Source organism: Vibrio aestuarianus (assembly GCF_028858425.1).
GTDB lineage: Bacteria > Pseudomonadota > Gammaproteobacteria > Enterobacterales > Vibrionaceae > Vibrio > Vibrio aestuarianus.
The window spans coordinates 1,815,808-1,842,336 of record NZ_JAKNYQ010000001.1; the positions used below are offsets into that span (position 1 = coordinate 1,815,808).

General features: G+C 41.7%; 25 protein-coding genes. 6 read left to right on the top strand and 19 right to left on the bottom strand.

All coding sequences use genetic code 11. The features are described from left to right. Positions 1-52: 52 nt before the first annotated feature. The 14 genes from MCT08_RS08445 to MCT08_RS08510 form a co-directional block, all read right to left on the bottom strand. On the bottom strand, positions 53-1,480 hold the full coding sequence (locus tag MCT08_RS08445) for a GumC family protein (protein WP_053311487.1): 1,428 nt from the start codon (positions 1,478-1,480) through the stop codon (positions 53-55). Beyond that, positions 1,477-2,595 carry a glycosyltransferase family protein gene (locus MCT08_RS08450; RefSeq protein ID WP_053311488.1) on the bottom strand — a complete coding sequence of 373 codons (1,119 nt, stop codon included), beginning with the start codon at positions 2,593-2,595 and terminating at the stop codon, positions 1,477-1,479. The genes MCT08_RS08445 and MCT08_RS08450 overlap by 4 nt, the downstream gene beginning before the upstream one ends. A gap of 11 nt (positions 2,596-2,606) precedes the next feature. Then, positions 2,607-3,317, bottom strand: a complete 711-nt coding sequence (locus MCT08_RS08455) for an acyltransferase (RefSeq protein ID WP_053311489.1) — start codon at positions 3,315-3,317, stop codon at positions 2,607-2,609. A 119-nt stretch (positions 3,318-3,436) separates the two neighbouring features. Then, entirely contained in the window at positions 3,437-4,810 is a 1,374-nt protein-coding gene (locus MCT08_RS08460) for an O-antigen ligase family protein (RefSeq protein WP_053311490.1), read from the bottom strand. Positions 4,811-4,823: 13 nt separating this feature from the next. Continuing rightward, positions 4,824-6,245, bottom strand: a complete 1,422-nt coding sequence (locus tag MCT08_RS08465; protein ID WP_274678242.1) for a lipopolysaccharide biosynthesis protein — start codon at positions 6,243-6,245, stop codon at positions 4,824-4,826. Then, positions 6,242-7,441 (bottom strand): glycosyltransferase family 4 protein, encoded by a 1,200-nt coding sequence (locus MCT08_RS08470; RefSeq protein WP_274675910.1) that lies wholly within the window; start codon positions 7,439-7,441, stop codon positions 6,242-6,244. Before MCT08_RS08470 ends, MCT08_RS08465 begins: the two co-directional genes overlap by 4 nt. Positions 7,442-7,450: 9 nt before the next feature. Continuing rightward, a complete protein-coding gene (locus MCT08_RS08475; protein ID WP_171980505.1) occupies positions 7,451-8,644 on the bottom strand; it encodes a glycosyltransferase in 1,194 nt (397 codons plus the stop codon). Positions 8,645-8,796: 152 nt separating this feature from the next. Next, positions 8,797-9,828, bottom strand: coding sequence for a glycosyltransferase family 4 protein (locus tag MCT08_RS08480; protein WP_274678243.1), 1,032 nt, complete (start codon positions 9,826-9,828; stop codon positions 8,797-8,799). After that, positions 9,806-11,278 carry a sigma-54-dependent transcriptional regulator gene (locus MCT08_RS08485; protein WP_053311495.1) on the bottom strand — a complete coding sequence of 491 codons (1,473 nt, stop codon included), beginning with the start codon at positions 11,276-11,278 and terminating at the stop codon, positions 9,806-9,808. Before MCT08_RS08485 ends, MCT08_RS08480 begins: the two co-directional genes overlap by 23 nt. 108 nt (positions 11,279-11,386) lie before the next feature. Next, positions 11,387-11,794 carry an Hpt domain-containing protein gene (locus tag MCT08_RS08490; protein WP_274672674.1) on the bottom strand — a complete coding sequence of 136 codons (408 nt, stop codon included), beginning with the start codon at positions 11,792-11,794 and terminating at the stop codon, positions 11,387-11,389. 93 nt (positions 11,795-11,887) lie between these two features. Next, on the bottom strand, positions 11,888-12,583 hold the full coding sequence (locus tag MCT08_RS08495) for a P-loop NTPase family protein (protein ID WP_053311496.1): 696 nt from the start codon (positions 12,581-12,583) through the stop codon (positions 11,888-11,890). Further along, positions 12,583-14,676, bottom strand: coding sequence for an SLBB domain-containing protein (locus tag MCT08_RS08500; RefSeq protein ID WP_053311497.1), 2,094 nt, complete (start codon positions 14,674-14,676; stop codon positions 12,583-12,585). Before MCT08_RS08500 ends, MCT08_RS08495 begins: the two co-directional genes overlap by 1 nt. Continuing rightward, positions 14,669-15,502, bottom strand: coding sequence for an OmpA family protein (locus tag MCT08_RS08505; RefSeq protein WP_053311498.1), 834 nt, complete (start codon positions 15,500-15,502; stop codon positions 14,669-14,671). Before MCT08_RS08505 ends, MCT08_RS08500 begins: the two co-directional genes overlap by 8 nt. A gap of 50 nt (positions 15,503-15,552) precedes the next feature. After that, complete coding sequence (locus MCT08_RS08510; protein WP_053311499.1) at positions 15,553-15,873, bottom strand: STAS domain-containing protein; 321 nt, start codon at positions 15,871-15,873, stop codon at positions 15,553-15,555. A gap of 303 nt (positions 15,874-16,176) precedes the next feature. Between MCT08_RS08510 and MCT08_RS08515 the strand changes: the two genes are divergently transcribed. Next, the gene (locus MCT08_RS08515; protein ID WP_274678244.1) at positions 16,177-17,025 is read left to right on the top strand and encodes a DNA ligase; all 849 of its coding nucleotides are present in this window, start codon (positions 16,177-16,179) and stop codon (positions 17,023-17,025) included. 37 nt (positions 17,026-17,062) lie between these two features. On the opposite strand, the gene MCT08_RS08520 is transcribed toward MCT08_RS08515, so the two are convergent. Continuing rightward, positions 17,063-18,433 (bottom strand): MATE family efflux transporter, encoded by a 1,371-nt coding sequence (locus MCT08_RS08520; protein WP_053311501.1) that lies wholly within the window; start codon positions 18,431-18,433, stop codon positions 17,063-17,065. A gap of 119 nt (positions 18,434-18,552) precedes the next feature. Between MCT08_RS08520 and MCT08_RS08525 the strand changes: the two genes are divergently transcribed. Next, on the top strand, positions 18,553-19,164 hold the full coding sequence (locus MCT08_RS08525; protein WP_274678245.1) for a riboflavin synthase subunit alpha: 612 nt from the start codon (positions 18,553-18,555) through the stop codon (positions 19,162-19,164). Positions 19,165-19,206: 42 nt separating this feature from the next. On the opposite strand, the gene MCT08_RS08530 is transcribed toward MCT08_RS08525, so the two are convergent. Together MCT08_RS08530 and MCT08_RS08535 are read right to left on the bottom strand one after the other, a co-directional pair. Beyond that, a complete protein-coding gene (locus MCT08_RS08530) occupies positions 19,207-19,410 on the bottom strand; it encodes a CPXCG motif-containing cysteine-rich protein (RefSeq protein ID WP_053311503.1) in 204 nt (67 codons plus the stop codon). A 154-nt stretch (positions 19,411-19,564) separates the two neighbouring features. Beyond that, entirely contained in the window at positions 19,565-20,431 is an 867-nt protein-coding gene (locus MCT08_RS08535; RefSeq protein ID WP_261926841.1) for a fructosamine kinase family protein, read from the bottom strand. A gap of 399 nt (positions 20,432-20,830) precedes the next feature. Here MCT08_RS08535 and MCT08_RS08540 point away from each other — a divergent pair, with 399 nt between their 5' ends. Next, the gene (locus MCT08_RS08540) at positions 20,831-21,172 is read left to right on the top strand and encodes a DUF3802 family protein (RefSeq protein ID WP_053311505.1); all 342 of its coding nucleotides are present in this window, start codon (positions 20,831-20,833) and stop codon (positions 21,170-21,172) included. Here the strand turns inward: MCT08_RS08540 and MCT08_RS08545 are convergent. After that, on the bottom strand, positions 21,169-21,681 hold the full coding sequence (locus MCT08_RS08545; protein ID WP_274678246.1) for an NlpC/P60 family protein: 513 nt from the start codon (positions 21,679-21,681) through the stop codon (positions 21,169-21,171). The genes MCT08_RS08540 and MCT08_RS08545 overlap by 4 nt on opposite strands. Positions 21,682-21,782: 101 nt before the next feature. On the opposite strand from MCT08_RS08545, the gene MCT08_RS08550 reads away from it, so the two are divergent. Further along, on the top strand, positions 21,783-23,816 hold the full coding sequence (locus MCT08_RS08550) for a methyl-accepting chemotaxis protein (protein ID WP_274678247.1): 2,034 nt from the start codon (positions 21,783-21,785) through the stop codon (positions 23,814-23,816). Here MCT08_RS08550 and MCT08_RS08555 read toward each other — a convergent pair whose 3' ends face one another. Continuing rightward, a complete protein-coding gene (locus tag MCT08_RS08555) occupies positions 23,817-24,608 on the bottom strand; it encodes a sterol desaturase family protein (RefSeq protein ID WP_053311508.1) in 792 nt (263 codons plus the stop codon). Between the two features lie 77 nt (positions 24,609-24,685). Between MCT08_RS08555 and MCT08_RS08560 the strand changes: the two genes are divergently transcribed. Together MCT08_RS08560 and nagK are read left to right on the top strand one after the other, a co-directional pair. After that, positions 24,686-25,423 (top strand): tRNA-uridine aminocarboxypropyltransferase, encoded by a 738-nt coding sequence (locus MCT08_RS08560; RefSeq protein ID WP_053311509.1) that lies wholly within the window; start codon positions 24,686-24,688, stop codon positions 25,421-25,423. Positions 25,424-25,576: 153 nt separating this feature from the next. Beyond that, entirely contained in the window at positions 25,577-26,485 is a 909-nt protein-coding gene (gene nagK / locus MCT08_RS08565) for an N-acetylglucosamine kinase (protein WP_053311510.1), read from the top strand. Positions 26,486-26,529 lie beyond the last annotated feature (44 nt).

Below are 26,529 nucleotides of genomic sequence, written 5' to 3' on the forward strand. Positions count from 1 at the left end.
GCTAACGTTCAATTCCAATCTGAGAATCGAATTGAACGTTAGATTTGCAAAATCAAAGAGAGACTTTCGGTATAACGGTAAGAACGGGAGATTTGGTGAGGTTTTCCAATTCATCACGACGACGAATGCTGGTATCAAACAATTCACTTACTGTGGCAAGCCCACAGCCTAATGCAATCCCAGCAATAAAGCCTGCTATCACAAACAAAATGCTAGGCAGATTGGATGGTGTGCTTGGTGTATAAGGTAAATCGATGATTTTCACCCGTTTGTTTTGTTCAAACACACCAAGAGAACCGGTTAGTTGCGCCATTTCATAGCGCTGTAGTAACTCATCGTACAACTGACGCTTAATCTGTACATCGCGTTTTAAACGGTATAATTCTTTGGCATTGTCACCAAAGTTATTAGCTTTGTTCTCTAATTCGAAAATGATTTGGCGTAAGCTTTTTGTTTCCTCATTTAACGCTTCATAACGGCTACGTGCATTTTGTAGGCCTTGCAGTTGAGTGACGAGTAATGGCTGAACTTCATTTAAATCAGACAATGTATTACTACTGGCTATATCCCATAGCTGGTCACTATTCAAGTTAGGGTGCCCTTGTCCGAGTATGGTCGTTCTTTCTAACTCTAAACGCGATAATTCGCGTTTTTTAGCTTGCACCAAACTATGAGAGTCGGTGTATTTTGATTGAAGCAATGCTAAATCACTGCGTATTTGAATTATTTTATCTTCAATTTTACCGATCACCGGATTGGTTTTTGAAAGCTGTTCATCCAAGCTACCTAGTCCTTTTTTAACGCCGGATAACTCAGCCTCCTTTTCTGACAATGATTGTTTTAAAGCCGCAAGCCGATTTAAACTTTGCGTTTGCATTTCCGGTGAAACGGATGAATTTTGGTTGTTATAAATAGCGAGCGCATTTTCTGCAACATCCAACTCAGCCCTACGTTTTTCAATATGCATGGTTAAAAAATCGCTTGAGTCTCGAATTGATGAGCGTTCAGGTGCAAGTAATTGGTCAATAAAATGTTCGCTCACGGCTTGCAACGTCTCTTTCATGCCTTTAGGGGATGAACCTTGTAACTCAATTTTAATAAAATCTTTGCCAAGCATGCTGATTGAAAGGTTGTTGGATAATTTGTTGATGGCTCTTTCTATCTCGCTACCCGACATCGTGTCATTGACCAATTCAAGCTCCTGAGCAACTGAAAATAGAACATGGCGACTCTTCAAGAGAGTGCTGAGTGCGCTCATGCGATCATTGAGCATGGTTGATACTGCGATATCTTCCAAAAAAGGATTCATTTTGGCGGTTTCTTGGATCAACATACTAGTATGTGATTGGTATTTTAGCGGAGTGAGGTAGGAGACGAGTAAGCCAACTACAGGTAAAATAAGCATTGGCAGTGCAATTAAATAGCGTCTGCGCCATGCCCCGCAAAGAATCACCAATAGACGTAATTTTAGTTGATTCATAATAGCTCCAACATCCAATTGACGAATTGACTGCGGCTATCCCAACTCTCTTGAGTCACGATATCTCGGGGAAGTTTTGGTTGCTGGCAAGCAAGATGCAGCATACTGACCATTTCTTCACTATTTTGAGCAATATTTACGTGCTTACGGTATGGCTTCAATGCCGGAAAATCAGTTGTGACAATCGCACTGCCTGCAGCTAAGTACTCCATTAACTTTAACGGACTACAGGCTTGGATCTGCTGGTTTGCTTTGAAGGGCAGTAAGCTTACATTCCAGTGTTGGCTGTAACTAGGCAGTAAATAATGCGCTTTAGGGCCAAGGTAATGCACGTTAGGTAACTTAGGTAATTGGCACGACGATAATTCTATAGGACCGATGAACACAAATTCCCAGTTGGGTAAGTTGCACGCAATGTGATGAATTAAATCGTAATCAAGCCATTGAGATAAGCTGCCATAAAAACCTGCGATAGGCTTGCCATTGTTCGGTAGGTCGCTAGCACGTGGTGACGGAGTTGAAAAAAGCTGAGTATCAACGCCATGAGGAAGAAGTTGTGTTTTACACGCTGGAAATTTAGCTTTGATATTTTCACTGGCGGCGAAAATTAAATTCGCTTTTTCAGCAAGGCATCGTTCATGCATTGTAACCACACGATGATCAACCCCCGCTAAAGCAGAAAAGTCATCCCCACAATAATACACCACCGCCGATTCATTCAAATGCCCGCAAAGATCGGCAGCGGTTGGTAACGAGCTCCATAAAATCGGCGAGCTAAGCGACATTTTTTCTAGGATAGGATGCAGTTGGTGTAGCATGACATCCCTTGCAATACGGCGTGCTATCGCACTTTTTGGCGCTGGTATTGTGCGTAAATTAACGACTTTGATTGAATTTAACTCAGTTTGTTTAGCTGAGTGGTTATAGCCAGTTTTAGCTTTACCTAGTATTTTTTGCACAGCGCGCGTTGAATCCCGCCATGTAAGCGCTGGTTGACGTAAGCCAATCGAGTTAACCCATACCACTTGACGATCTTGTGCCAAACGACCAACCAAGTGTTGAGTACTTGAGGGTAGGCCACCCCAATCTTCACCAAATACAATTAGATCGCGCATACGATGTCTCCTTACTTGAGGGTTTTTATCACTTGCGCAGGATTTCCTGCGGCAATAACAAAAGGCGGAATACTTTTTGTTACAACACTGCCAGCGGCGATGACACTGCCTTGACCTATGGTGACACCACTTTTTACGGTGACATTGGTACCCAACCAGACATCCTTTTCTAAAATAATGTCACCGACTTGGTTGAGATCATCGGCTTCACCTAAAGCGCGACGTTTCGCATCCAGTGGATGGCCAGAATAACCACATAGAAATCCTTTACCGGCTATTCGAACGTTGTCGCTAATTACAACTTTATTACCCACCGCAATTGTGGTTTGCCAACCGATATCAACATTATTCCCAACCAATAGTTGTGGGTTTTGTGAAGCAGTGCGCCCGCTAAATGTAGTCTGCCCAGAGATACGACAGTCGTCGCCGAGTTGAATGTGTAAAGGACCACTAATAAAAGGGAGCCCGCCATACAAATACAAGCGTTGCCCACTTTGAGATGTTCTACCTCTAAATGCTGGGGTATAAAACAATAAGCGAGACAAATTGCTAATAAATGTGCGGATCAGCGTTAGAAAGAAGTACAACGCTTTATTCCATATTTGCGGGAATGGGATTTCAAACGAGCGCATCTTTTTCAATAAAAAGAAAATAGAACGCAATGAAGTATTTGGGTGATATTGCAACCAAATTTTGAATTGATGAACTCTAGATGCCAGCATAAACAATGTCCTATTTTGAAAAATAACGAAGTCTTTTTCTTTTAATAGTTCATGTTATGTGCCATAAAATAATGTATTAAAAATCAAATGGATAGTTATCAATTGAAATAATCAACTGATTAATTCTCATTTTGACAATCGTTTTGAGCGATATAGGAAACAGCAACTGTGAGTGCGGCCAAAATGTAAATGGGCCAGTTAAAACCTTGGGTTAAAAAGGTTCCAGAGACAATGGTCCCCATTAAACCAGCATAGACGGCGTTGGCGGCCGCGATGAGGTTTGGTGCAACGACAGATTGATGATGGTCAAGGTGTTTTAGTGTTCTGCGGGCGGTTACAATAAGCGAAATGATAAATAGGATAAAAACCGCCAGTCCAAGAAAACCGGTTTCAGCCAGTACGCCAAACCAGGTGCTATGTACAGCATGATTCAAGCCATCCCAATGTGGGCTGTAAAAAAAATAGTTTGAGTAAAAATTGTTTAAACCAACGCCAGTCAAAGGTCTATCTAATGCCATTTTAAACGCAGCTTCCCATGCATATAAACGGCCCATTGCCGAAGCATCAATTCCAGCCTCAGCAGCGCCGCCGGAAGCTCGATCTGAAATACCTGCCGCATAGTACATCACCAAAGCGCCAACAGCGCCGATACTAAGCAAAAGCACTTTGGATCGAATTAATTTAAAGGCATAAATACCAATCACTGCTAAAGCGCCGAGTAATCCTCCGCGGCTTTGGGTTGCAATCACTGCTGCTATTAATAAAACGGTGGCAACAAGACCAATAAAACGAACGAAACCATGAATACCTTGAGTCGTTGTTAAACTAATGGAAAAAGCCAATGGAAACATCAGCACTAGTGCTAGATCATTAGGATCTCCCAGCATAGAGCCTAATTCACGACCAATGGTGACACGAGTTCCTTCCACTAGCCCTATTTGATTAATAGAATTGCTGATCGCCACCATGGCAATCAACATGCCAGATAACGTAATTAACAGTGAAATTCGTCCTAGGTTCTGTGAAGTATTCACCAGCCAAACGATGGCAAGTGTCATAACAATGATCTTCCAATAAATACTTTTAAAATTCGCCAGAGCTTCTCCACGATTCGAGGCAAATGCAATACCGATGATAACCAATACCCAGAATATCGTTAAGAAAGTTAATGAGTGGTGCCAATAGACTTTTAAGTCTCGGCTTATTAAGGTGTGCCAAAGTAGGGCTGATAACGCGCCAAGTGAAAGAAGGAGTGGGATTTTTAGTGCAAATAAAATGGGAAACGCTTCATGCAAGCGAAAGAAAGAAAACACCACAAATAAGGTTACTAACCAGAAAGTCTGGTTAATTACGAACAAAATAGCAAACGGCAGTAAGGAAATGGCAATAGGAACTGCTGGGTTAGGAATATATAACCAAAGTAGGGCGATCCCTAAGCAAAGCGAGCTAACCATAATAATTGTTGAAATACGGCTGACTTTATTTATCTCCATACTGGCTTCCTTACTATCGGCTGCTGAGTTTGAATGAAGGATGAAACCAAGCACTAGGCAAAATGACAAGACGTGTTATCAGTGCCATTAGCAATATCATAATTGGTGCGAGAATAGACCCCACGATTAACATCCAGAGAAATTCAGCATGCCATGCGATGATCAAGCAAAAACCAACGCAGAGCATCAATGCGATAGAGCTTTTGTAAGCATAGGGGATAGGCTGTAATTGATGGCTGAAATAGATAACCAATAAGCAACGAAAGCCTTGAGCAATGATCAGAGCAATCAGTATTCCGCTAATCCCAATAGTAGCCCAAAACCCACACAGGGTTAAACCGGCAGTGGTAGCGGTAAGGTTAATTGCGAATAACCAATGTGTTTTTTTATGATGAAGTAAACCCAGATTAAACAGCTCACTTTGCTCTTTAAAAAATGCAACGGCTAAGGTACCAATCAACATTTTGGCTGCATCGGCATATTCTAATGGTAAGGAAAAAAGGATAATGACTTGCCCAGCAAATGCGATAGTGACTGTGAGTAACGCAATATAAACCATGCCATATTGTGTGTATTTTACCGCTTGTTGTGGGCCTTTTTGCTCCAAGGTAGTGAAGCGTTTGGGCATCCACCACATACCAAAAGGTTGAACCAGTATACACATTGCTAAGGAAAGTTTGATGGCAATAGCGTAATGAGCCAACTGCTCTAGTGAGCTTGAAAAGGCGATGATCCAACGCTCTGAGCCACTCAATCCAAAAGCAATTAAGCCTGATAGAGCTAGAGGAAGTGCATAACCTAGATACACTTTAGGTCGTGCAGGCCACTGCCAATCAAAGTGATTGTGGTGTTGAAGCAATAATAACTGAACAACGCTTGCTACAGCGCCTACCGTTAGGATACCTATAACCGTCGGAAATAGATGTAATATCGCCATAATGCCACATACTTGCATACCCGTTGTTGTAATACTGATTTTAAAAAACAACATTGGTTTGTCGATCATCCTTAACCAAGCGGTACTGATCGCAATGGCGCCTTCTAATCCAACAACCAATAAAATCAAGCTTTGCTCTTGTACTGTAAAAGGTAAACTCACGGAAGTGGAGAAACGAATGAATTGAAAAACTAGCCAAAAGCCTATAGCAATCAATGTGCCCAATATCAATGCAAAGGTGAACAACTCGCTTGCTTTTATCCATCGTTGATGCTGTGTTTTTTTTACTCCGGCAAATCGGTATAGACATTCATGTAAGGCTAAACCTGCCATAATGCCGAAACATGCGCTGATGGTAGCCAGAAGCTCGAGCTTTCCGACTTGGTCAACCGTTAAGTAGTAGGTAATTAAAGGCAGCATGAATAAAGAGACACCCTTACTGAGAAATAGACTTAAGGCATAAATACCCATGTTTTTCATTGGTTGCGACAGAATCACAATGAACTCCTTAGCGACATAGGAGCCGTAGAAGGTAGTCTCTTGTTATGATGATTGATAGCATAACCAATAGCCCAATATGTACTTTCAGCATGATATTGGTGTGCAAATTGCGCAGCTTTAGTACCAATTCTTGCGACGACTAATCGTTCAGCGCTGGCATATAAAATTGCTTCGCTTAGACTGTTGCTATTATTAGGTTGATACTTAATACAATTCAGATCATGAGTTAAAACGTTATCCCAATACGCCCCATCTTGTGGGATGAGGACACACATACCCGCTGCTAATGCTTCTAATATCGACAAGCCAAACGGCTCATGGTGGCTAGTTGATACGAATATATTGCTTTGTCGACGTATATCATCCAGATTTTTCGGGTCTTCGTACCACTGAGCTAGAGCTAGTTTTTGTGGTGCGATACTGCAAGGGAGCGAGATATCTTGCGGGCGAATAAAGCAGATATTTGCACGACAAGATTGAATCTCGTTTATCTCGGAGAGTGACTCAGACAATAGGTCTAACCCTTTCCATTTGAGTAGTGAAGCACACCAAAACACCACTGGAGTTTCATATTGGCAAGGCGATGGCCATTTATCTTGAGTGATACCATTAACAAAAGGAGTAAACTGGCGGCTTTGACAGACAAATTGTGCAATTAAACTAGCATCAAGATAAGTGTATTGAGTTTGGTAATAACGGCAAAGGGCATTGATTAAACTGCGTTGAGTGGACGGTAGATAAAAGACAGAGTTTGCTTGAGTTAAGCAATAACCAATTGATCGTGAGCAAGCGACAGGGCCGTGGATAAACTGCAATAGTTTAAAGCGAAAGATTGGTCTTAGAAGATAAAGAGGCATATCAATACCCGGACCAGATGCTCCAATTGCTATTGAAACCCGACTAAGCTTCAATAAAAGGAACAACAGATAAAGACTATAAATGCATTGCTTAAACCAAAATGCAAACCCAGAAGTCGTTTTGGCAATAAAACGAAATGAAGGTAATGAAATAAAATCGACCGTTTGCTTGTCGCTAAATCCAACGTCTTGCCATGACTCTAAACTGGATGTGATCACGGTAAAGCGCGTGGTGGTGTGGTCACATAAAGATAACGCTTCTCTGGTCGCGATTTTTGACCCGCCTTTAAAGGCGATGGGGTCAAAAATAATACAATGAGTTGGGTGAGAGTTCATCATCCCCTCCTAAGCAAAATGCTTTGTTATGTAAGTTTTCACTGGGCGAAATGCCGCTAACCAAGAAAACTCTGGTAAGTTTTGCGCTTCTAATAACTGTTCGTACACAAACTCAATCGCTCGCGCATTATGTTGGATTGTATGGCGGGCAAGTACATTCTGTTTTGCGCGTACACCAAGCGCCCGTGCAGGGTAAGGATGCTTCATCACGGCTCGCATTGCTTCGACTAAAGGTTTGATCGAGGAGTTTTCATAAAGAAGCCCAGTTTGCTTATGGCGAATAATTTCAGGTATGCCGCCCACTCTGGGGGCAACAATCGGTAGTTCGGCAAGTGCAGCTTCAATAATCACCAAGCCAAACGCCTCATTTCGAGCCCCGCTGACAAACGCATTTGATGCATGAAGCCAACCCTGAACGTTAGTTTGCTCACCCACGAAATGGACATGATTATTGATATGCAGCTCATCCGCATTGAGTTCTAAAGAATGCCGTTGAGGTCCTTCGCCAATCACCAATAAATGAGTATTGGGATATTCTAATGCCAGATGGCGGATCGCCGACAATATACGATCAATCCCTTTACGATGTATTAAAGAACCAACGGTAATGAAGACGTAAGCATCATCAGCAATCCCCAATTTTTCATTTAAATCAACCGCAGAAAAATGTTTAAGCCGATCAACATCAATACCATTATGAATGACGGAGAGGCGATCACGTTTATATCCATCACGACGTAAATGCTCAGTAATCGCTTTGCTGACGGCAATAATATGTGGCGAAAAATGCAGCCCGAGCGTTAGGCGATCGCGCATTGGATAGTCAGAATGTAGTTGTGTCACCATCGGTGTTTTGGTGATTCTAGCTGCAAGGCTCATCCACTGGCAGGGAGCGCCGCTGTTGACATGGATGATATCGATTTGCGCCCGTTTTATATAATCGATGCCTTGTTTTACTAAGCGATACCAACCTAGCACGCTGAATCGAGGGGCTTTCCAGCCTAGAAGTAAAGTAAATGGAGAATACTCACTGTGCACTGCATCGTTTTGCATTCTATGATGCAGGGCTTCGCAATTGGTCCAGACATAAGGAGTGTATTGAGCTCGGTTTAGGTGCGTAACTAAATCAAGCAAACATTGTTCACTACCGCGAATCCAATTATCACCGTAATGGACAAACAACACGCGTTTACGGTTTTTCATGATAATACCTCCTTTTGCTTTCGTTAAGGAAAGGATTGCAAATGGAGTGCCAATGATAAAATTGTGCTATTTGACTGTTTTTAAAAGTATTATTTTATTGAGGTAATGTCAGGATAGCTAGGGGATGGCATTTTCTCAAAATGAGAGTCAGTTTAAGTAAAATAAAAGCCAAGGATTGTTGGAATCATTACATCACTAGAATAGTGCTCTTGAATAGTTTGTTTGGCATGTTGGCTCAAGGACTCTTTTTGTTGTGAGCTCATTGTCGACCAACGCTCGATAACATCAGAAAGCTGAGAATAGTGATCAACAATAAATCCATTGTTTCCATGGATAACTAATTTGGGGAGGTCACCAACATCAACGGTAGCGATGGGAATACCACGCGCCATAGCTTCTAATGCCGCCATAGGCAGTCCCTCATAGCGTGAGCAAATCACCAGCAAACCAACTTTTGGCCAAACAATATTCATCTCAATTTGATGACCATGTAACTTAAGATTGTGTGATTTTTTTGCCTTGAGTATTTTTTCCATTGGTCCAGAGCCGTAACAATGGAATGAAAGGTTAGGGCTTGCTTGTGCTAGGCGATGAAAATGATCGGGCGCCTTTTCATGACTTAAGCGCCCAATAAAGGCAATTTGTTTTCCTAGTGAAAGATGAAGATCACCCACATTAAGAAAATTATTCAATACTAACGCCGGATATGGGATTTTTCGAGCCACTTTTTCACTGACGGCAAAGCGGTGTTTAGATAGAAAACTCGTGTAGCGATCAAGTGTATCGTAAAACCAAACGCGCCCTTTTGGCGTTTCACCGGCATGAAAGGTGCTAATTTGTCTCACGTTACAACCCGGTACACATACCAATAATTTGCTGAAAATACTGGCTTTATAACCATGGGAGTGAATTACGCTGGGCTTTTCATCTTTTACCACTTGTATCAGAGCATAAAACGGATTGTTTGTTGAGGAACGCTCGGAAAGATAAAAGAAAGGGATCTGATATTTCGCCAGTTGTAGAGCAAGTTGGTTACTTTGCTCATACCGCTGGATAAATATAACTTCCACATTCACGTCATGAGACAAAAGCCCACGAGCCAATTCAAGCACATAGGTTTCAATCCCACCAAACACTAAGCTATCGAGCAGCAACCAAACCTTATTGGCTATGAGTTTGTTCATCTTCCATTTCCCATGCCTGTTTTTTCCGGTAAACAGTCGAAGGGCTCAGCTCTAGTAACACTGCGGCATTAAGCACATTACCATCACAAAAATCGATCGCTTGCTGTATGGTTTCTCGTTCTATTTGCCACATGGGGCGAATCACCATTTGATGAGGAGAAGATAGGTTTTCCGATAAAGGAATTGCTTCGTGATGACCAACCGCGCTCACTTCCGACAGAGGTGTGGCTGACATTGTTGAAGAAGCTGTATCACTAACCAATTCGATTTTGACAGTTCGTTGTTGATGCATTTGAGCTGGTAGGTGCGCAACGGAAACTTTACTCTCATCATTTAGCACCACGATATTACGGATAATATTTTGTAGCTGACGTACATTGCCAGGCCACGTATAACGTTTGAATACCGCCTCCACATCACGGCTGATACCTGTGAATTTCTTCTTATCTTGTTTGGCATATTGCAGTAAAAAATGATTTGCTAGCGTTACAATATCATTTCCACGTTCACGCAATGGTGGCATTTCAATCGGTACCACATGAACACGATAATAAAGGTCTTCGCGGAAACGCCCTTCTTCAACTTCTTTTAGAGGGTCTCGGTTTGTGGCACAAATGATTCGCAAATCAACTTTGTGTTCCTTGGAAGAACCTAAAGGAGTAAAGGTTCCTGTCTGCAAAAACCGCAATAGCTTCTTTTGCATCTCCAATTCCATTTCACACAATTCATCGAGAAATAGTGTTCCGCCATCAGCCAATGATGCTGCCCCTTTACGGTCTGTTGTTGCGCCAGTGAATGCGCCTTTAACATGACCAAAAATCTCACTTTCCATTAAATCACGTGGAATCGCACCACAGTTAATGGCGATGAAGGGTTTATCTCTGCGTTGGCTTTCTTTGTGAATGGCTTCAGCACACACCTCTTTACCCGTCCCACTCTCACCATTGATAAAGACACTCGCAGTTGTTGGAGCGACGGAATCAATAATTTTGTATACTGCTTGCATTGGCAGGCAAGCACCAATAAAACCATGGAAACGAGTTCTATCGAATTTATTGTTAATATCTTCAACTAGATGCTCTAGCTTGGCTCGCTTTAGATGTAGATTAACCGAAGTTTTGAGTCGATCTGCTTTGATCGGTTTTTCCAGAAAGTCTTCTGCGCCTTTATTCATTAAGGTGACTGCGATATCGACAGAACCATGCGCGGTGGCCACAATAACGGCGGTTGGTATTTGATTGTCAGAAATCCAATCCAGTACCTGCTCTCCAGACATGTCGGGTAGCTTTAAGTCTAAAATGACTAATTGTGGTACGTTACGTTCGATAAATGCGATGGCTTCTAGCCCCGTTTCTACATGAAACAGGTCATAGGGCTCATCTTTGACATACTGTTTATAAAGTACGGCAAGGGAGGTGGAATCTTCAACGAGTAATACTTTGGGTCTCATTTTCACGTCCTTGTTCTATAGCTTGATATTCACCTGTATCCATATTTTCTAGCATAAGGTTAAGATTGTGTGAAATGCTGTTCGCCAATTATTTGAAGTTGAGGCATTTCAGAATCCGAGAGCTTTACGTTGAATTAGCGCGCGTATAGAATCATGCGCTAGCTTTTCTAATTCAGGAATAAGGCTAAATGCAATATCAGCCTCTCCTATGAGGCAATGTTTTTCTATCTTGCGAGCTAATTCAGACAGGCGGCGATTACCCAAAGCAAGAGAAGTACTACCCAAAGTATGTGATTCAAACTCTAGCGCTGGTAGGTTTTGTTCTATCGTTGCGAGTTGAATTTTAGAGAGACGTAATTCGCACTCTTTGAGGTAATGCTCAATAAGAAAAGGGATGACTTCTACACCAGTATCTTTAATCATCTGTTGTAAAATAGACTCATCAACCCATTGTTCCATCTCATCTTTTGTCATTAACTTCTCACCTAGCACTATTCCAAACTTATTATTTATCATAGCCTTTGTTTCCTTTATCGTGGCTTATAAGTCAGCTTTTTCTGTAAGCTGAGAGAAGGCGCAAGTTTTACGCCAAGGATTAAAAGCGTGTTGTTAAGCAGAAACAGAAAGGAAACTATTTTTTAGTAACCAGTGATTGATTCGTTCGCGCCAAGATTGAGGAATAAAAGGAATGCGGTCTAATTCTCTGACCAACTCTTGACTCAACGGCGGTTGGTTTTTTATATTGAGAACCGAGCCCAAAAAGTCGATTTTCTCCGACTGTAATAAATTCATTGCGGTACTGATTTGGCCGGAAGTAGTGGCACCGCCCATTACCACTAGAATGGTTTTATCACACGCACTGGCAACGCTTTGTGCGGGAATATTCCCTTTATTAACCTGCAGTAATGGTGAGGTATCAACAATGACGCGGTCAAATTTGCTCATCCAACCGGCTACCGCCTTTGCCATGGTATTTGGATCTTTATAGGCCAGTTGGGTTGCACGTTCATTGGGAATGGCAAGCCCAGTAAATAACTGATGGGTCTCTTTATTTTCTATCCAATACTCTTGTTGTTGATTACTATTAATGGTCAATTCCAAGTTGCGAAAGGCGGGGTTAAATAGGTTTAAATCCACTAATAATGTTTGATGGCCTGCAAGTAAATAACGTTCGGCGAGTGCACTTGCTACCGAAGTTACACCCTCACCAGTTTGACAGGCGGTAATACACAGTGAGTGGCAGTCTGCTAACTCTGCCGCCATATAGATTTGCTCAATTTCAGCATGGGTTGCAGGAATACACATTATAAAGCTCCTATCAGTACGATGGTGGTAGTTAGACGCAAAATATCCTCTAAACCGACACGTGCTTTTTCCATGAAACTCTCACTGCGATCAGGAATGTAAATGGTATCACCAGCACGCAGTACGGGAAGTTGATAGATATTCGCGGTTTTACTAAATTCGACTAAGTTGAATGAACGCGCCTGCCCTTGACAACATGACATATTAACCACAGTAATTTTCTCAAGATAAGCGGAGTCACTCGGACCACCAGCTTCAGCCAAAATATCGAGAATAGTCATTGTGTCGTTAAATACATATCGGCCGGGCTTATTCACAGAACCAAGTACACGTACCGTTGATTCTTTAGAGCGATCGAGCCAGTTACGGTTTTTCTCTGGAATATAAATGGTGTCACCGGGTTTAACTTTAGGCAGCAGATTTTCATCACCAGTTTCAAAATAAAGCGATAAATTCAACTTGCTGACCTGTGCATAGGTTTTATCGCGATGAGTAATGCGAATGTTATGGATATCTGCGTCTTTTGTCGGGCCATCAGCCGCAGAAAGAATATCTAGGAAGTGCATTTCCGTGGTGAAACGATAGCGCCCCGGGGCGTTGATTTGGCCGAATAGATAAATAGAAGCCTCCGAACTTTGGCGTACCCATTGTGATTTATTATCCGATGGATCTTGAGGAAGATCGTGAATTCGAATGATTGAGCCAGCACGAATCAAAGGCAATTCCGACGTCGGGGCTCCTTTTTGAATATAAGCATCAAGGTTAAAAACATGCAGACGATTATCCGCTGTTACTACTTCTATTCTGGTGGTATCTGCGCGTAATGTTGGGCCACCCACATGTGCGAGTAGATCCATTAAATCCATTTCGTCAGACCATTCAACACGCCCAGGTCGAATAACTTCACCAATTACACTGACAGCACGGTCTGGTGCTACTTTCAGCCATGATTTTTCATTCATGTCTGTTTTTTCGGGAACGAAAATAGCGTCACCGGATGCGATGCTAGGAGGATTTTCACCCGTTAGTCCTTCGGTGTATGCGGTTAGATCAAAGCGGATCACCTGGCCGTTAGCTTTAATGATGCGAATTTGACGAGATTCTGCAAAGCGCGTTGGCCCGCCGGCGTTAGCCAAAATATCCATGAAGGTTGCACCTTTCTTACCTTCAAAAGCACCAGGGCGAGCCACTTCGCCCATCACATAAACCATATTTGCACCAGATTTAATCTCCTCTTCTTGTTTAGGTACAAAAATAGTCGTTCCTGGTGAAAGGGTTGGTAGTAAGCCACTGTCTCCAGTATCAAGATATCGCTTAAGATTAAAAATCTGCGGATTGTTATTGGTGATAATTCGAATTTGTTCCACGCCAGCATAACGAGTGACACCACCAGATCGCATTAAAATATCAACCAAGTCTGAGCTGTTTTGATAAGTGAATGAGCCGGGGGCATTCACTTCACCAAAGACTTTAATTGCATTACGACTATCCGCACTGTCACCCGAATTAGCCAATTTTGCAGCATCAAATTCTTGCTCGATATTACCCACAAGTGGTGAGGCTGGAACAAATAAGGTATCAAGAGACTGAAGTTTCGGTAGGGTATTGTCGTTACCGGAATCTAAAAAGGCCTTGTAATTAAATTCGGATTTTTCACCACCACGTTTAAGCTGCATTTTATCGAGCTGTGCGCCGGATCTCAGACCGCCAGCAGCGTGAAGCGCCGTCTGAATATCAGCATTGCTGGGCAAAGTATACTCACCAGGGGAAGAAACATAACCTTGCACCGAGATTAATACCTGTTGCTCTGCAATGAATATTTTCGCATTAGATAAATCACGAAATACGGTACTTAATGCTTCGGTCACGCTTTTACTTAATTGTCCTTCATCGTAACCCACAACAAAAATAGGCCCAATTTCAGGTAGAGTGATACGACCACGTTTGTCCACTTGGAAACCACGATTTAACTCTTCTTCACCAGGAAGATTGACTTGAATAAGATCGCCGACTTGAACCATCGTTTCTTTCGCTAGTGACGGCTGAATGAATATGGCTAAAATGATTAGAATGAGAAGATTGAGCTTATTCATAAAGTCCTCCTAGTGACGGAGTCACTGAGTGCTCTTCGGTTGAGATGATTTCAATGCTAACGCGACGATTTGTTAATTGAACAGCTGGTGAGTCGCCTTGGTATAAGGGTAAACTATCGCCTAAAGATTGTGTTGAAACGCGTTTGGCTTCTAAACCAAAAATGGTTAAGTAGCGTTTTACTTGCTCTGCTCGGCCTTTGGCTAGTTTGTTGTTGTGTTCTTCACTTCCTGTTGAATCAGCATGGCCTGTCACCACAACGGAGAGCATTGGATACTCATTTAATAAGTGGGTAGCTTGCGCTAAATGGCCCATAAATTTGGGGTTGATTTCTATAGAATTAAAGGCGAATTGGTTATCGACATTGAGTAGATTAAACAACTTATCAACAATCGCTAATTGTTGGTTTAATTGATTTTGATCACTCGGTGGAGCACAACGAGTTTGCGAAGTGACATAATCTAACTGCTGTTCTAACCGATTCAGACGGTTGCGTTGAATCACTAAATCGTTGGCTGCATCAAGTAATAGCCCACCCTCTAGTTCACGCGCAATACGGTTTTGTTTTTCTAAGGCTTGTACTACTGCGGCAGGAAAACACCATTTAGCCCCTTCACGAATTAGCGCGTCTAGATGCAACTTGGCAAGCTGCCAATCAAATCGCAAACCGTGTTCAGGGCCAAGTGGTTCGTCTGGCATCACGGGAGAAAACCCTGCGGAGGCGTAAGACTCCGCCAGACCGCCAGTCCCTTGTTGTGGATAGCTAGTACAACCTAAGGTTAAAGTTGTGGCTATCAACAAGGCTATGTATCGATAATATAAGCGCATGCCAACGTCTCCAGTTAGTGATTATTATTATGTTTAATATAGCTATAGTATTAATGAGAGCGAGAGTTAACGGGAATAGCATGACCAATACGAAGTAAGTTCATAATCTCTAATGGCTGCCCACGTACGTTTTCAATTCGCATGTTGCGCTCGCGTTCCACAAGACGTTTGTAGAGATAAACTAACGCTCCAACACCTGATGAATCGAGAAACTGAACGTTGCTAAAATCAATTTCGATCTCTTGATATGTATCTTGGGAAATCACTTCATCGATATGAGATTGCACATGACGGCAGCCATCGGCATCTAAATTGCCTTCAATATGTAGAGTAAGTTGGATGTTATTTGTTTCAATTTTACGTAGTTCCATGACGGTATCTCCTCAGTAGTTGTAATCTAATAGAGCAGATAATGTGCCATAAATTATTTCCTTATAATTCAATGCAATATGGATGGCTTATTGATGATTCTCAAAATGAGAAATCATTTTTTTTCATTTTGATAGGGGGGAATAGAAACTAGAAATAGATCTCTGTCAGTATAATTTGTAATAAATAATCCTCTTTACCGCTAATGTCTATGAGACTTCTCGCACTATTTCCGTTGTGCTCTTTCTCTCCTATATGTTGACCGACATTATTCAGCCACTATTCATTAACCGGATCACATCGAGATGTTATTCCGTCTTTCTTGCCTATCCATCGCCATGTTCAGCGCTCAACATGCTATTGCTACTGACGGTTCTTTGGCTTTTATTCAGGTCACTGCTGCTAATAATTATCAGCATGGCATCAATATTGATGAGTATTGGAAAAGCGAAAAGCTTGATGGTATTCGCGCCATTTGGAATGGGCATGACTTACAGACTCGAAGTGGCAAGCGAATTTATGCACCGACATGGTTTACCGATCCTTTGCCAAATTACGCAATAGAAGGTGAGTTATGGGCTGGCCGAGGGCATTTTTATCACGTGCAACAAACCGTATTAGACACCACTCCGAATGATGAAGCTTGGATGAGGATTAATTTAATGTTGTTTGATATGCCAGAAGCGACAGGGGACTATCAAAAACGCTATTTCAATATTGTTGATTTAGTGTCAAAAACCAATAGCAAGCACGTCAAATATATTGAGCATACACCGATAGCATCAGAAGCCGAATTACTTGGATATTTGAATAGCGTAAATGACGAAAAAGGTGAGGGAGTGATGTTGCGCAAAATCAATGCTCGTTATCAGGCCGGTCGCAGCAATGACATGCTTAAACTCAAAAAGCATCAAGACTCCGAAGCCATGGTCATTGGTTACAAATTAGGGCAAGGAAAATACGAAGGACTAATGGGCTCAGTATTGGTAAAGTTAGATAACGGGGTTGAATTTTATATTGGCAGTGGCTTTTCTGATGAGGTCAGGAAAAATCCACCGAAGATAGGTTCCACAATCACGTTTCGCTTTAATGGGCTAACGGCAGAAGGAAAGCCTCGGTTTGCTCGTTATCTCAGAGAAAGGCCAACGATCTAATACTAAAAAGCCAGACATCAAGTCTGGCTTTAATCGTTTATTTGGAGGCGAAATCCAATTGGATATGGTCTTCTTGTTTATGCATCCAATGTAAACGAATACCAAGCATTAACGCGGCGGAAGACAAGCCGACAATAAACCCAATCCAAAAACCGCTTGCACCCATCGGCTCAACAACCATATCTGTCATTGCGAGCACATAACCTGTCGGTAAACCGATCAACCAGTAGGCGATAAAAGTTCTATTAAAGATAGCCGTCATATCTTTATAACCACGCAATGCTCCGGCAGCGACAACTTGAATGGCATCAGTACATTGATAAATCGCTGCAAACAATAGCAATTGCATAGCCATCGCGACCACCGCACTATTCTCTGTATAAAGTAGGGCAACTTGTTCACGGAAAATAACGGTTAATGTGGCGGTAATGAAGGCGGTAGAAAGCCCAACCAATAACCCTACACGTGAAGCAATAGTTGCTCCTTCAATATCTTTCTCTCCTAATTTATGCCCAACGCGAATACTCACCGCTGCACCAATACTCATTGGTAGCATAAAAATCAAGGAGGAAAAATTGAGTGCAACTTGGTGGGCGGCTACCACTAATGACCCTAATGGTGCAACCAAAAGAGCAACAACAGCGAACAGTGTCACTTCAAAGAAAATTGCTGCTGCAACCGGGAAACCAAGTTTAAACAGTCGGATTTGTGCTTTCCATTGCGGCTTATGAAATTCTCCAAAAATATTAATGTGTGCGATTCGTTTGGAAGTTATTACATAAAACAGCAACATGAAAAACATAATCCAATAGACAATCGCAGTAGCAACTCCACAGCCGACACCGCCCATTTCTGGAATCCCAAACTTACCGTATACAAAAATCCAGTTCAAAGGGATATTAACCAACAAACCGATAAAGCCGATAACCATCGCTGGTTTGGTTAGCGACATTCCATCAGTAAAACTGCGTAATGTTTGAAATAAAAGATAAGAAGGAACCGCGAACATCACCGCATACATATAACCATTGGTTTTTTCCGCCATTAACGGTTCAACGTCCATCAATTTAAGAATCCATTGGGTTTGAAACAGCACTCCAATGATCGGAATAGAAACAAAAAGTGCTAGCGCTGCACCTTGCTGAATTTCGAAAGGTATTTTCTTTTGGCGACCGGAGCCATTTAATTGTGCTACGACAGGAACTAATGCCATTAGTAGCCCAACACCAAATAAAATCGAAGGTAGCCAAATACTGGCTGCAATTGATACTGCGGCCATATCAATTGCGCTGACGCCGCCAGCCATCACCGTATCAACAAAGCCCATTCCCGTTTGAGCGATAGAGGCGACAAGTACAGGTGATGCCAATTTTATTAGGTTTGAAGCTTCTAGTTTGTAACGATGCACAGAATTCTCCAGAGGAAGGATGAGTAAAAATGGTGCAAAAAATAAGTGACAAGTCGCACTGGGAAGGATGATAAAGAAATGTCACACTAAGCTCCATGAAAAACTGCCGGAATGACAAAATGTTTACAGGTATCGTGCAAGGAATGGCAAAAATCGCTGCCATCGAGAAAAAAGAGTCGTTTCAAACTCACGTTATTGAGCTAAAAGTACCACTTAATCAAGATTTAGCGGTAGGGGCGTCAGTTGCTCACAATGGATGTTGCTTAACCGTCACTAAAGTTGAGGGAGAGCAAGTATGGTTCGATTTAATGCAAGCGACGCTTGCGTTAACCAACTTGGGAGAGCTAAAGGTTGGCTCTCATGTCAATATTGAACGAGCTGCCAAATTTGGTGATGAAATCGGTGGCCATAATATGTCAGGGCATATTGCTTTAATGGCGGAAATCTCAGAGGTGATTGATACACCGAATAACCGCACCATCTGGTTCTCATTACCTCAAGCATCTATGAAATACGTGCTAGCTAAAGGTTACATCGGTCTAGATGGATGCTCTCTTACTATCGGTGAAGTGAAAGACAATCAATTTAGCGTACATTTAATTCCAGAAACTCTGCAGCGCACACTGTTTGGTATGAGAAAAGTCGGTGACAAAATCAATGTTGAATTTGATCCTCAAACACAAGCAATAGTTGACACTGTAGAACGCGTGTTGGCGAGCCAAAATCGATAATTCAAAATCAGATAGAGCGCCCATTTAGGCGCTCTATCTGATTCAAAAAATCTGTTCGTCATCTGCGTCGATAAACAATTCTATGGTATCTAAACGTTCATCAACCATCATGTTGAGATGAATAGCATGACAACATGCTGGACAATCATCGTAGAAATTTTGACTGCCATTAGAAGCATCTAACGTAATTCGAATTGAGTGACCACAATGCGGGCACGTAACTTGTCTTTCTGTATAATTCTGCATATCTCTATCCTTACATCATTGAGATATCCTAATACTAGCCTCCGAAGTTACTTAAAGCGGCAAATTAAGTGTAAAGTTTGAGTTCATCCATAAAACAGCCCCGCATTCATTTATATCGCCTCTTTAACGATGTTTACCTATATGATTTTCATATTTAATAAGAGAGTATTTCCTTGATGAGGCTTTCCGCTTCAGCAAGATAATGACCCCCAAACTGATTGTAGTGATTAAGAATATGATAAAGATTGTAGATCGCTTTACGTTCTTCGTAATCTAAACTCAGTGGTAAAACACTTTCATAGCCTTGGTAAAACTCTGGTTGAAACCCTTCGAATAGCTGAGTCATTGCAATATCACATTCTCTATCTCCCCAGTAACAAGCGGGGTCATAACAAATCGGGCCAGTGACAGAGTTAGCAACATTGCCGTGCCAAAGATCCCCATGAAGTAGAGAAGGGCGAGGGTTATGATTAGCTAATCGTGTTTGGATTACATCTAAAAACTCGCTGATATTAACCAGTTCAATTCCTTTTTCACGTAGTAGCTGTAACTGCCAACCTATGCGCTGCTCGGCAAAAAAGCGATGCCATTTTTTATGCCACTGATTCGGTTGTAACGTAGTACCAATATAATTATCACTATCAAAGCCATACTCTTTTTGCTCACCCCATTGGTGTAATTTTGCAAGCTGTACACCAAACTGGTAACTATTATTGGCATCATCAAGAGGCTTAGTTGGCAGATAATTTAAGACAATAAAAGCATGGTTTTTACTGGTTCCGATCATTACCAGTTCAGGTAACGATACCGTTGAAGTTTCACGGAGTGTACGAAGATTTTCACCTTCTATCTCAAACTTGGGTAAAAAATCGCGGGTATTCGTTTTCACGAAGTAACGCTGTTCACCATCGCTAATCATGTAGCAGTCGTTAATGTCACCACCACTGATTTTGGTTTTTTCAACTAGGTCGAATTGAAACATTAGCGTGTCGGATAATTGCTGGGTGAGCCTTTGCCACATAATGACCTCTGTTTTATTTACTTAATAATTCGTAGTTTAGGCTATGCTTACAAATATTTCAGACCTCCATGGCACAAATTTCATCACTTTAGGCATCAAGATACATAAATGCTCATAAATGTGATTTAGTGCAAGAATATTGTTGATTTTGTGACGGAACATTAAGGCTCAAGAGCAATAAACACCAAAAAACATTCCTTAAAGGACTACATTTCCCATTTTTATCAACGATATTTAAGTTTGAGATATTGTTGATACTAGATATTTATCAATAAATTGATGAAAAATCGCACCATTAAACTATCAAATCTGTGAAAAAGAGCTGACATGGCTTAGTATTGTTTAAGGTACAGTGATTACTGGCAATTAAGCGGTAAAGCGGTAAAGCGGAGAATTAAAGTGGTTGTAGAAACCGATGGCTATTTGGCTTTGATTGAGCACCTCTCTTTTAATATGGATGTATTTACATCTGGTGGGGATATTGGCTCAGAGAGTGTGGAAGATGTGGTAACCGATATGGTAGCCAGTAACATCATGGCTATTTTTGAACAAAACCCAGACATGCATTCAAGTGTTCGTTTTCAGCTATTAAAAGAAGCGGATTCAGTCGTTGAAGATCTGGGTGAAGTGTTGGCCGGCGTTTGGAATAAACCTGCAACTAACGAACAGATTATTTTCTTGGATGAATATATCGCATTGGTGAAAAACCTGTTTGATTCTGCTGTAGCGAAGTACGATTAATTGACGTTAGGCGGACTCATTATCCGCCTAAACTGCCAAAATTTAGATGCCCAATATGGGTTATCAATCCTCGATATCATTACGCCTTTGGATGTCGAAGCATGCATAAATTTCTTATTACCTAAGTAAACCCCAACATGGTTAGTGGTTCTTGATGTTTTAAAAAATACCAAGTCTCCTCGTTGTGCGCTGTTGTATTTAACCTGACGTCCCGTTTGGCTTTGTGAATGAGTCGTTCTTGGTAATGGGATTTGCCACACATCTCTAAACGCAATTTGAACGAATGCAGAACAATCAACCCCCGTTTTTGAATTTCCCCCAAGTTGATAAGGCACTCCTTGCCAACTTTGAAATACCAAACCGAGCTCATCTTCGGAATTATTGATGATCGACTTAACTTCTTGCACCGTCACAGTAGTAGCGTTTGTTTGAGGTGACGTTGGCACATTGCTACAGCCTGCAAGAATAAATACCAGCAACAAGTCACATAATGAGCTGCATTTAAGCATTTGTCATCTTACTGAAATTCAAGTGAAACATTTCTGAAATACTCCCTTCATACCATGGTTTGAGTCTTATTTGCCTACTTAATTATTTAGTCGTATTTATTATGAATTCTTTGCCAAACAAACAGCTTCGCTCGCTTTCATTCATGCAAACCATTAGTGCTATTTTTATTGCTATCATCCTGCTTGTTATATTATTGGCAGTGTTGAGTTTAAAAAGTATGGAAAAGGTAGGCCTGCAATTTTCTAACTTAGCTGAACAAACTTTACCTTTAGCATTAAACAATGCAAGCCTGACACAAAATATCTTAGAACAAGTGCAATACCTTGGTGATGGTATTCGTACTGAAAATCAACTCGAATTAAAATCAGTCAACACTCAACTAAACCAACTGAGCTTGAAAACACAAGTACTTATCGAACAACTTTTCTCGATATCTTCTCATTTTGGCACCACGATTACACCGCAACAAAAAGAGCAACTGCAAACTAAAAATATCAACTTTCAAACACTGATTAAGTCAATTCTGGCAGCACAAGCTGACCAGCTTGAACAGCAACAATCGATTGAAGCTGCGGCTCGCGTATTTCGATATGGGCTGAGCTCTATCGGACCTGAAATGAACCGTATTAGTTCGTTTTTATCGATGGAAAACCCAGAATCTATGGATGCCGCAAACCGATTTATTGCGAGTGCCAGCTCAATGGAAAGCACATTTCTATTGATGATGATGCAACGAGACCCTCAACTTGCATACAAGCACTATAAAGAGGTTAGAAACCGAATGGCAAGCATAGATTTGGCATTTGATGATTTTAAAGAATGGCATCCAGAGGTGATGGAATATACAAGTTTAACAGCACCATACGACATGGTTAAAGCGGGTTTCACGGATGGCGGAATCTTGCAGAAAATCCTAAAAAAGGTCGAACAAGGGAAGTTACAGCGTTTAGAAATGAACCAAGCCGCCCAGATAGCAAAAGAGACAATAGTACAGTTGAATGCTATTTCAAATGCGGCAAGTGGGTTAATAAAGCAAAGCGAAAATGTGGTTCATGATGCGATGTATCGAGTTGAGAGAGTGCAATATATTGGTGGTATAGTGCTAACTGTTTTGGTACTGCTATCTTGGTTAGGATTACGTCATTGGTTGAAAAAAGGACTGGATAACTTAATGGTAAGGTTATCGTTATTAACACAGCACGATTTCTCTCAACCAACAATGTTGATCGGCCCTAATGAGTGTAAAGAAGTCGCTGTAAAATTAAACCAAGTGATCGCGTCGACAAACGAATCAATATCAACCGTTACCCGCAACTGCGAAATCCTATACCAAAATGCCGAAACCAGTCACGATGCTGCTGATAAATCAAATATTAATATGGTATTGCAAAATGACTCGCTAGTGAACATGGTTACCACTGTGACGGAGCTAGAGTCTGCTATTCGTAATATTGCTATGGTGACTAATGAATCGTATGAAGAATCGGTGTCGGCGAGCAAGTATTCATCACAAGGTGTTGATGTTATTGAACAAAATAGAGGCCGTTTAGAGTCACTTGAAAATACCTTACACCTAAATGAAGTCGCGATGCTTGAATTGGACAGTCGAGTGAAGCAAATACGTGAAATGGTGGATATGATCAGCGGTATTGCGGATAGCACGAATTTGTTAGCCCTCAATGCCGCAATAGAAGCGGCAAGGGCAGGAGAACAAGGACGAGGCTTTGCTGTCGTGGCTGATGAAGTACGAAAATTAGCAAGTGATACATCACAACAGACCACCAATATCCGTAGCATGATGAATGAACTCACAGCAGCAGCAGAGCGCTCTCGCCAAGCAGTCTATGAGTCTCGTCAAGAAATGACCAATGCGTTGCACTCTAGTGATGAGGTAAAGACAACCTTCGAACAGATCGAGAAAGCCGTTGAGCATATTCGCGACAGAGTTGAACAAATTAGTGTTGCCACTGAAGAGCAAGAACGAGCGACAGCAGATGTTAGTCGCTCTATCACTCAGGTTTCAGCGCAAGGTGGACAGACCAAATTGCAGTTAGAGGCAATGGTTGAAAGCTCAAAACAGGTCGCTGCAATCGCAGGTGATCAACAAGCCATGCTGCATAAATATCGCTTTTAGTTATTTTTCCCGAAATGGTTGGGTCAGCATTTTATCCAACCATTGCTCACGCGTTTGTCTGAACAGCGGAATACCAATCTTTACCTCATCATGCCCTAATTCCGGTTGAGCTCGGTAAGTATCAAACAGGCGATCCCACCATGACAAGAAAAAACCAAAATTGGAATGCGTTTCCCGTGCAATCACTGAATGATGAACGCGATGCATATCTGGAGTGACAATAAACCATCGTAGCTGATGGTCTAATTTCAAATTCAATTTCGCATTACTATGGTTAAACATCGCGCTAGCATTCAATAATATTTCGAATATCAATACAGCCAACGGATCGATACCCAAGATCAGCACGCTCGCTATTTTTATCCATAAAGATAAAACAATTTCGATGGGGTGGAAGCGAGTTCCCGTCGTCACATCAATGTCTTGATCTGCATGGTGCATACGGTGTAGGCGCCACAACCAAGGAACAAAGTGGAAAAACACATGCTGCGCATAAATAACAAAATCAAGCACAATGACGGCAATAATAATCTCAATACTGGTAGGCAAGGTTAACCAATTAAACAAACCTATATGTTGCATCTCAGCCCAACTTGCCGCTTCAAAAGCGAGGATCGGCATCAGCAACGAGAGACACAGGCTATTTAACCCAATCAACCCTAAATTATTCAGCCAACGATTGATCTTATTTTGAGTCAAAACCTTGCGCGGCATTAGCCATTCCCAGCACGCACACAAGACAAATACAGCAATAAAGAAGCTTAAGCGGATCAATTCAGGGTTATGATTCATGGTTCTCTTTCTGTGCTAGGAATCTGGCTTTACTGTAAGTACAATCGCAACCACTTTCCAGTTTAAACATTGGTTTTATGAGAATTCACGCTTTTAATCACCTCTATCAACACCGTATCGCTTTATCGACCAAACCATTTCAAGCACGTGGAGCAAAAGTGGAACGTTGCCCATATTGTCAGATTGCCACTGAACACTGCTTATGCCCGTACCAACCCGATATTGAAAGCAATGTAGCTGTTCTTTTATTGGTGTCTGAAAATGAGGTGTTTAAACCTAGTAATACTGGACGTTTAATTGCAGATGTAGTGAAAGAGACTTACGTTTATCAGTGGAATCGCACAGAACCAGACGCTCAAATGCTCGTACTCTTACAAGATCCTAGTTATCAGCCTATTGTGATATTTCCAGAAGAGTATGTCGAAAATAGAGAACGAATGTTACTTGAACTACCGAAAGTGGGCGACAAGCGTAAACCATTACTTATTTTCCTTGATGGTAGCTGGCGCGAAGCAAGGCGTATGTTTCGTAAATCGCCTTATCTCGATACCTTGCCCGTAATGTCTATTTCTCCACAAACCGTATCGCAATATATGATGAGAAAATCAGAAAATGATCAACACTTATCAACTGCAGAAGTAGCCTCTTTGGTGTTAAGTGGAGTGGGGGAAGAGCAGGCGTCAACAATGCTTACGCAATGGTTTGAAGTGTTTAGAGAAAGCTATTTATTAAGCAAAACTCGTTTAAAACGTGATTTTAGTAAACCGATGTTGAAACATTTCATCGAGCAGACTAAAAGCGAGAGATCACTCTAAAGTTGATCGTTTAAGTGCTGCGATATTATCCAAACAGACTCGTGAACCAGATAAATTCGCACTATGTCACGGAACGTAGGCGTAGCTCTGTGGATAATGCCAAAAGATTTATTTTATCGCTCATCGATTCGAGTGAATTTTAGGAGAGATTACATGTACTACGGCTTTGATGTCGGCGGCACTAAAATTGAATTTGGTGCATTTAATGAGAATTTAGAACGTGTTGCAACAGAACGTGTACCAACCCCAACGGATGATTACAATATGTTGGTCGACACCATTGCTGGGCTAGTGAATAAGTATGATGCTCAGTTTGGTGTTGAAGGTAAAATTGGTTTAGGTCTTCCGGGTATGGAAGATGCTGATGATGCAACCGTTCTGACTGTAAATGTACCGGCCGCAAAAGGTAAGCCACTTCGTGCTGATCTCGAAGCAAAAATTGGCCGTAGCGTCAAAATTGAAAATGATGCGAACTGTTTTGCACTTTCAGAAGCTTGGGATGAAGAACTCAAAGATGAACCTTCCGTGATGGGGCTTATCCTCGGTACTGGTTTTGGTGGTGGTTTGGTTTATCAAGGCCAAGTTTTTTCTGGCCGTAACCATGTAGCTGGCGAGTTTGGTCATATGCGTCTTCCTTTAGATGCATGGCTCCACCTTGGTGACAATGCACCAATGCTAGGTTGTGGCTGTGGAAAAAAAGGTTGTTTGGACAGTTATTTATCAGGTCGTGGTTTCGAACTTCTTTATGAGCACTACTACGGTGAGCAAAAGAAAGCGATCGACATCATTAACGCCAATGCACAAGGTGAAAGCAAAGCGACTGAGCATGTTGAGCGTTTCATGGAATTGCTCGCTATCTGTTTTGCAAATCTATTCACTGCCAACGACCCTCACGTAGTTGCCCTAGGTGGCGGTTTATCAAATTTCGATCTTATCTATCAAGAAATGCCGAAACGTGTGCCGAAACACCTACTTTCCGTTGCGAAATGCCCAAAAATCATCAAAGCAAAACATGGTGATTCTGGTGGTGTACGTGGCGCTGCATTTTTGAATATCAAATAGTCAATATCAACGATAAAGGGCTTGCATGACGCAGGCCCTTTGTT

Coding starts and splice junctions, on each gene's coding strand:
- MCT08_RS08470 (WP_274675910.1), bottom strand. CDS start 7,441: ATGAACTCTCACCCAACTCATTGTATTATTTTTGACCCCATCGCCTTT.
- MCT08_RS08460 (WP_053311490.1), bottom strand. CDS start 4,810: ATGGAGATAAATAAAGTCAGCCGTATTTCAACAATTATTATGGTTAGC.
- MCT08_RS08535 (WP_261926841.1), bottom strand. CDS start 20,431: ATGTGGCAAAGGCTCACCCAGCAATTATCCGACACGCTAATGTTTCAA.
- MCT08_RS08525 (WP_274678245.1), top strand. CDS start 18,553: ATGTTTACAGGTATCGTGCAAGGAATGGCAAAAATCGCTGCCATCGAG.
- MCT08_RS08510 (WP_053311499.1), bottom strand. CDS start 15,873: ATGGAACTACGTAAAATTGAAACAAATAACATCCAACTTACTCTACAT.
- MCT08_RS08530 (WP_053311503.1), bottom strand. CDS start 19,410: ATGCAGAATTATACAGAAAGACAAGTTACGTGCCCGCATTGTGGTCAC.
- MCT08_RS08545 (WP_274678246.1), bottom strand. CDS start 21,681: ATGCTTAAATGCAGCTCATTATGTGACTTGTTGCTGGTATTTATTCTT.
- MCT08_RS08490 (WP_274672674.1), bottom strand. CDS start 11,794: ATGATAAATAATAAGTTTGGAATAGTGCTAGGTGAGAAGTTAATGACA.
- MCT08_RS08495 (WP_053311496.1), bottom strand. CDS start 12,583: ATGTGTATTCCTGCAACCCATGCTGAAATTGAGCAAATCTATATGGCG.
- MCT08_RS08485 (WP_053311495.1), bottom strand. CDS start 11,278: ATGAGACCCAAAGTATTACTCGTTGAAGATTCCACCTCCCTTGCCGTA.
- MCT08_RS08455 (WP_053311489.1), bottom strand. CDS start 3,317: ATGCTGGCATCTAGAGTTCATCAATTCAAAATTTGGTTGCAATATCAC.
- MCT08_RS08445 (WP_053311487.1), bottom strand. CDS start 1,480: ATGAATCAACTAAAATTACGTCTATTGGTGATTCTTTGCGGGGCATGG.
- MCT08_RS08480 (WP_274678243.1), bottom strand. CDS start 9,828: ATGAACAAACTCATAGCCAATAAGGTTTGGTTGCTGCTCGATAGCTTA.
- nagK (WP_053311510.1), top strand. CDS start 25,577: ATGTACTACGGCTTTGATGTCGGCGGCACTAAAATTGAATTTGGTGCA.
- MCT08_RS08505 (WP_053311498.1), bottom strand. CDS start 15,502: ATGCGCTTATATTATCGATACATAGCCTTGTTGATAGCCACAACTTTA.
- MCT08_RS08475 (WP_171980505.1), bottom strand. CDS start 8,644: ATGAAAAACCGTAAACGCGTGTTGTTTGTCCATTACGGTGATAATTGG.
- MCT08_RS08450 (WP_053311488.1), bottom strand. CDS start 2,595: ATGCGCGATCTAATTGTATTTGGTGAAGATTGGGGTGGCCTACCCTCA.
- MCT08_RS08550 (WP_274678247.1), top strand. CDS start 21,783: ATGAATTCTTTGCCAAACAAACAGCTTCGCTCGCTTTCATTCATGCAA.
- MCT08_RS08500 (WP_053311497.1), bottom strand. CDS start 14,676: ATGAATAAGCTCAATCTTCTCATTCTAATCATTTTAGCCATATTCATT.
- MCT08_RS08555 (WP_053311508.1), bottom strand. CDS start 24,608: ATGAATCATAACCCTGAATTGATCCGCTTAAGCTTCTTTATTGCTGTA.
- MCT08_RS08515 (WP_274678244.1), top strand. CDS start 16,177: ATGTTATTCCGTCTTTCTTGCCTATCCATCGCCATGTTCAGCGCTCAA.
- MCT08_RS08560 (WP_053311509.1), top strand. CDS start 24,686: ATGAGAATTCACGCTTTTAATCACCTCTATCAACACCGTATCGCTTTA.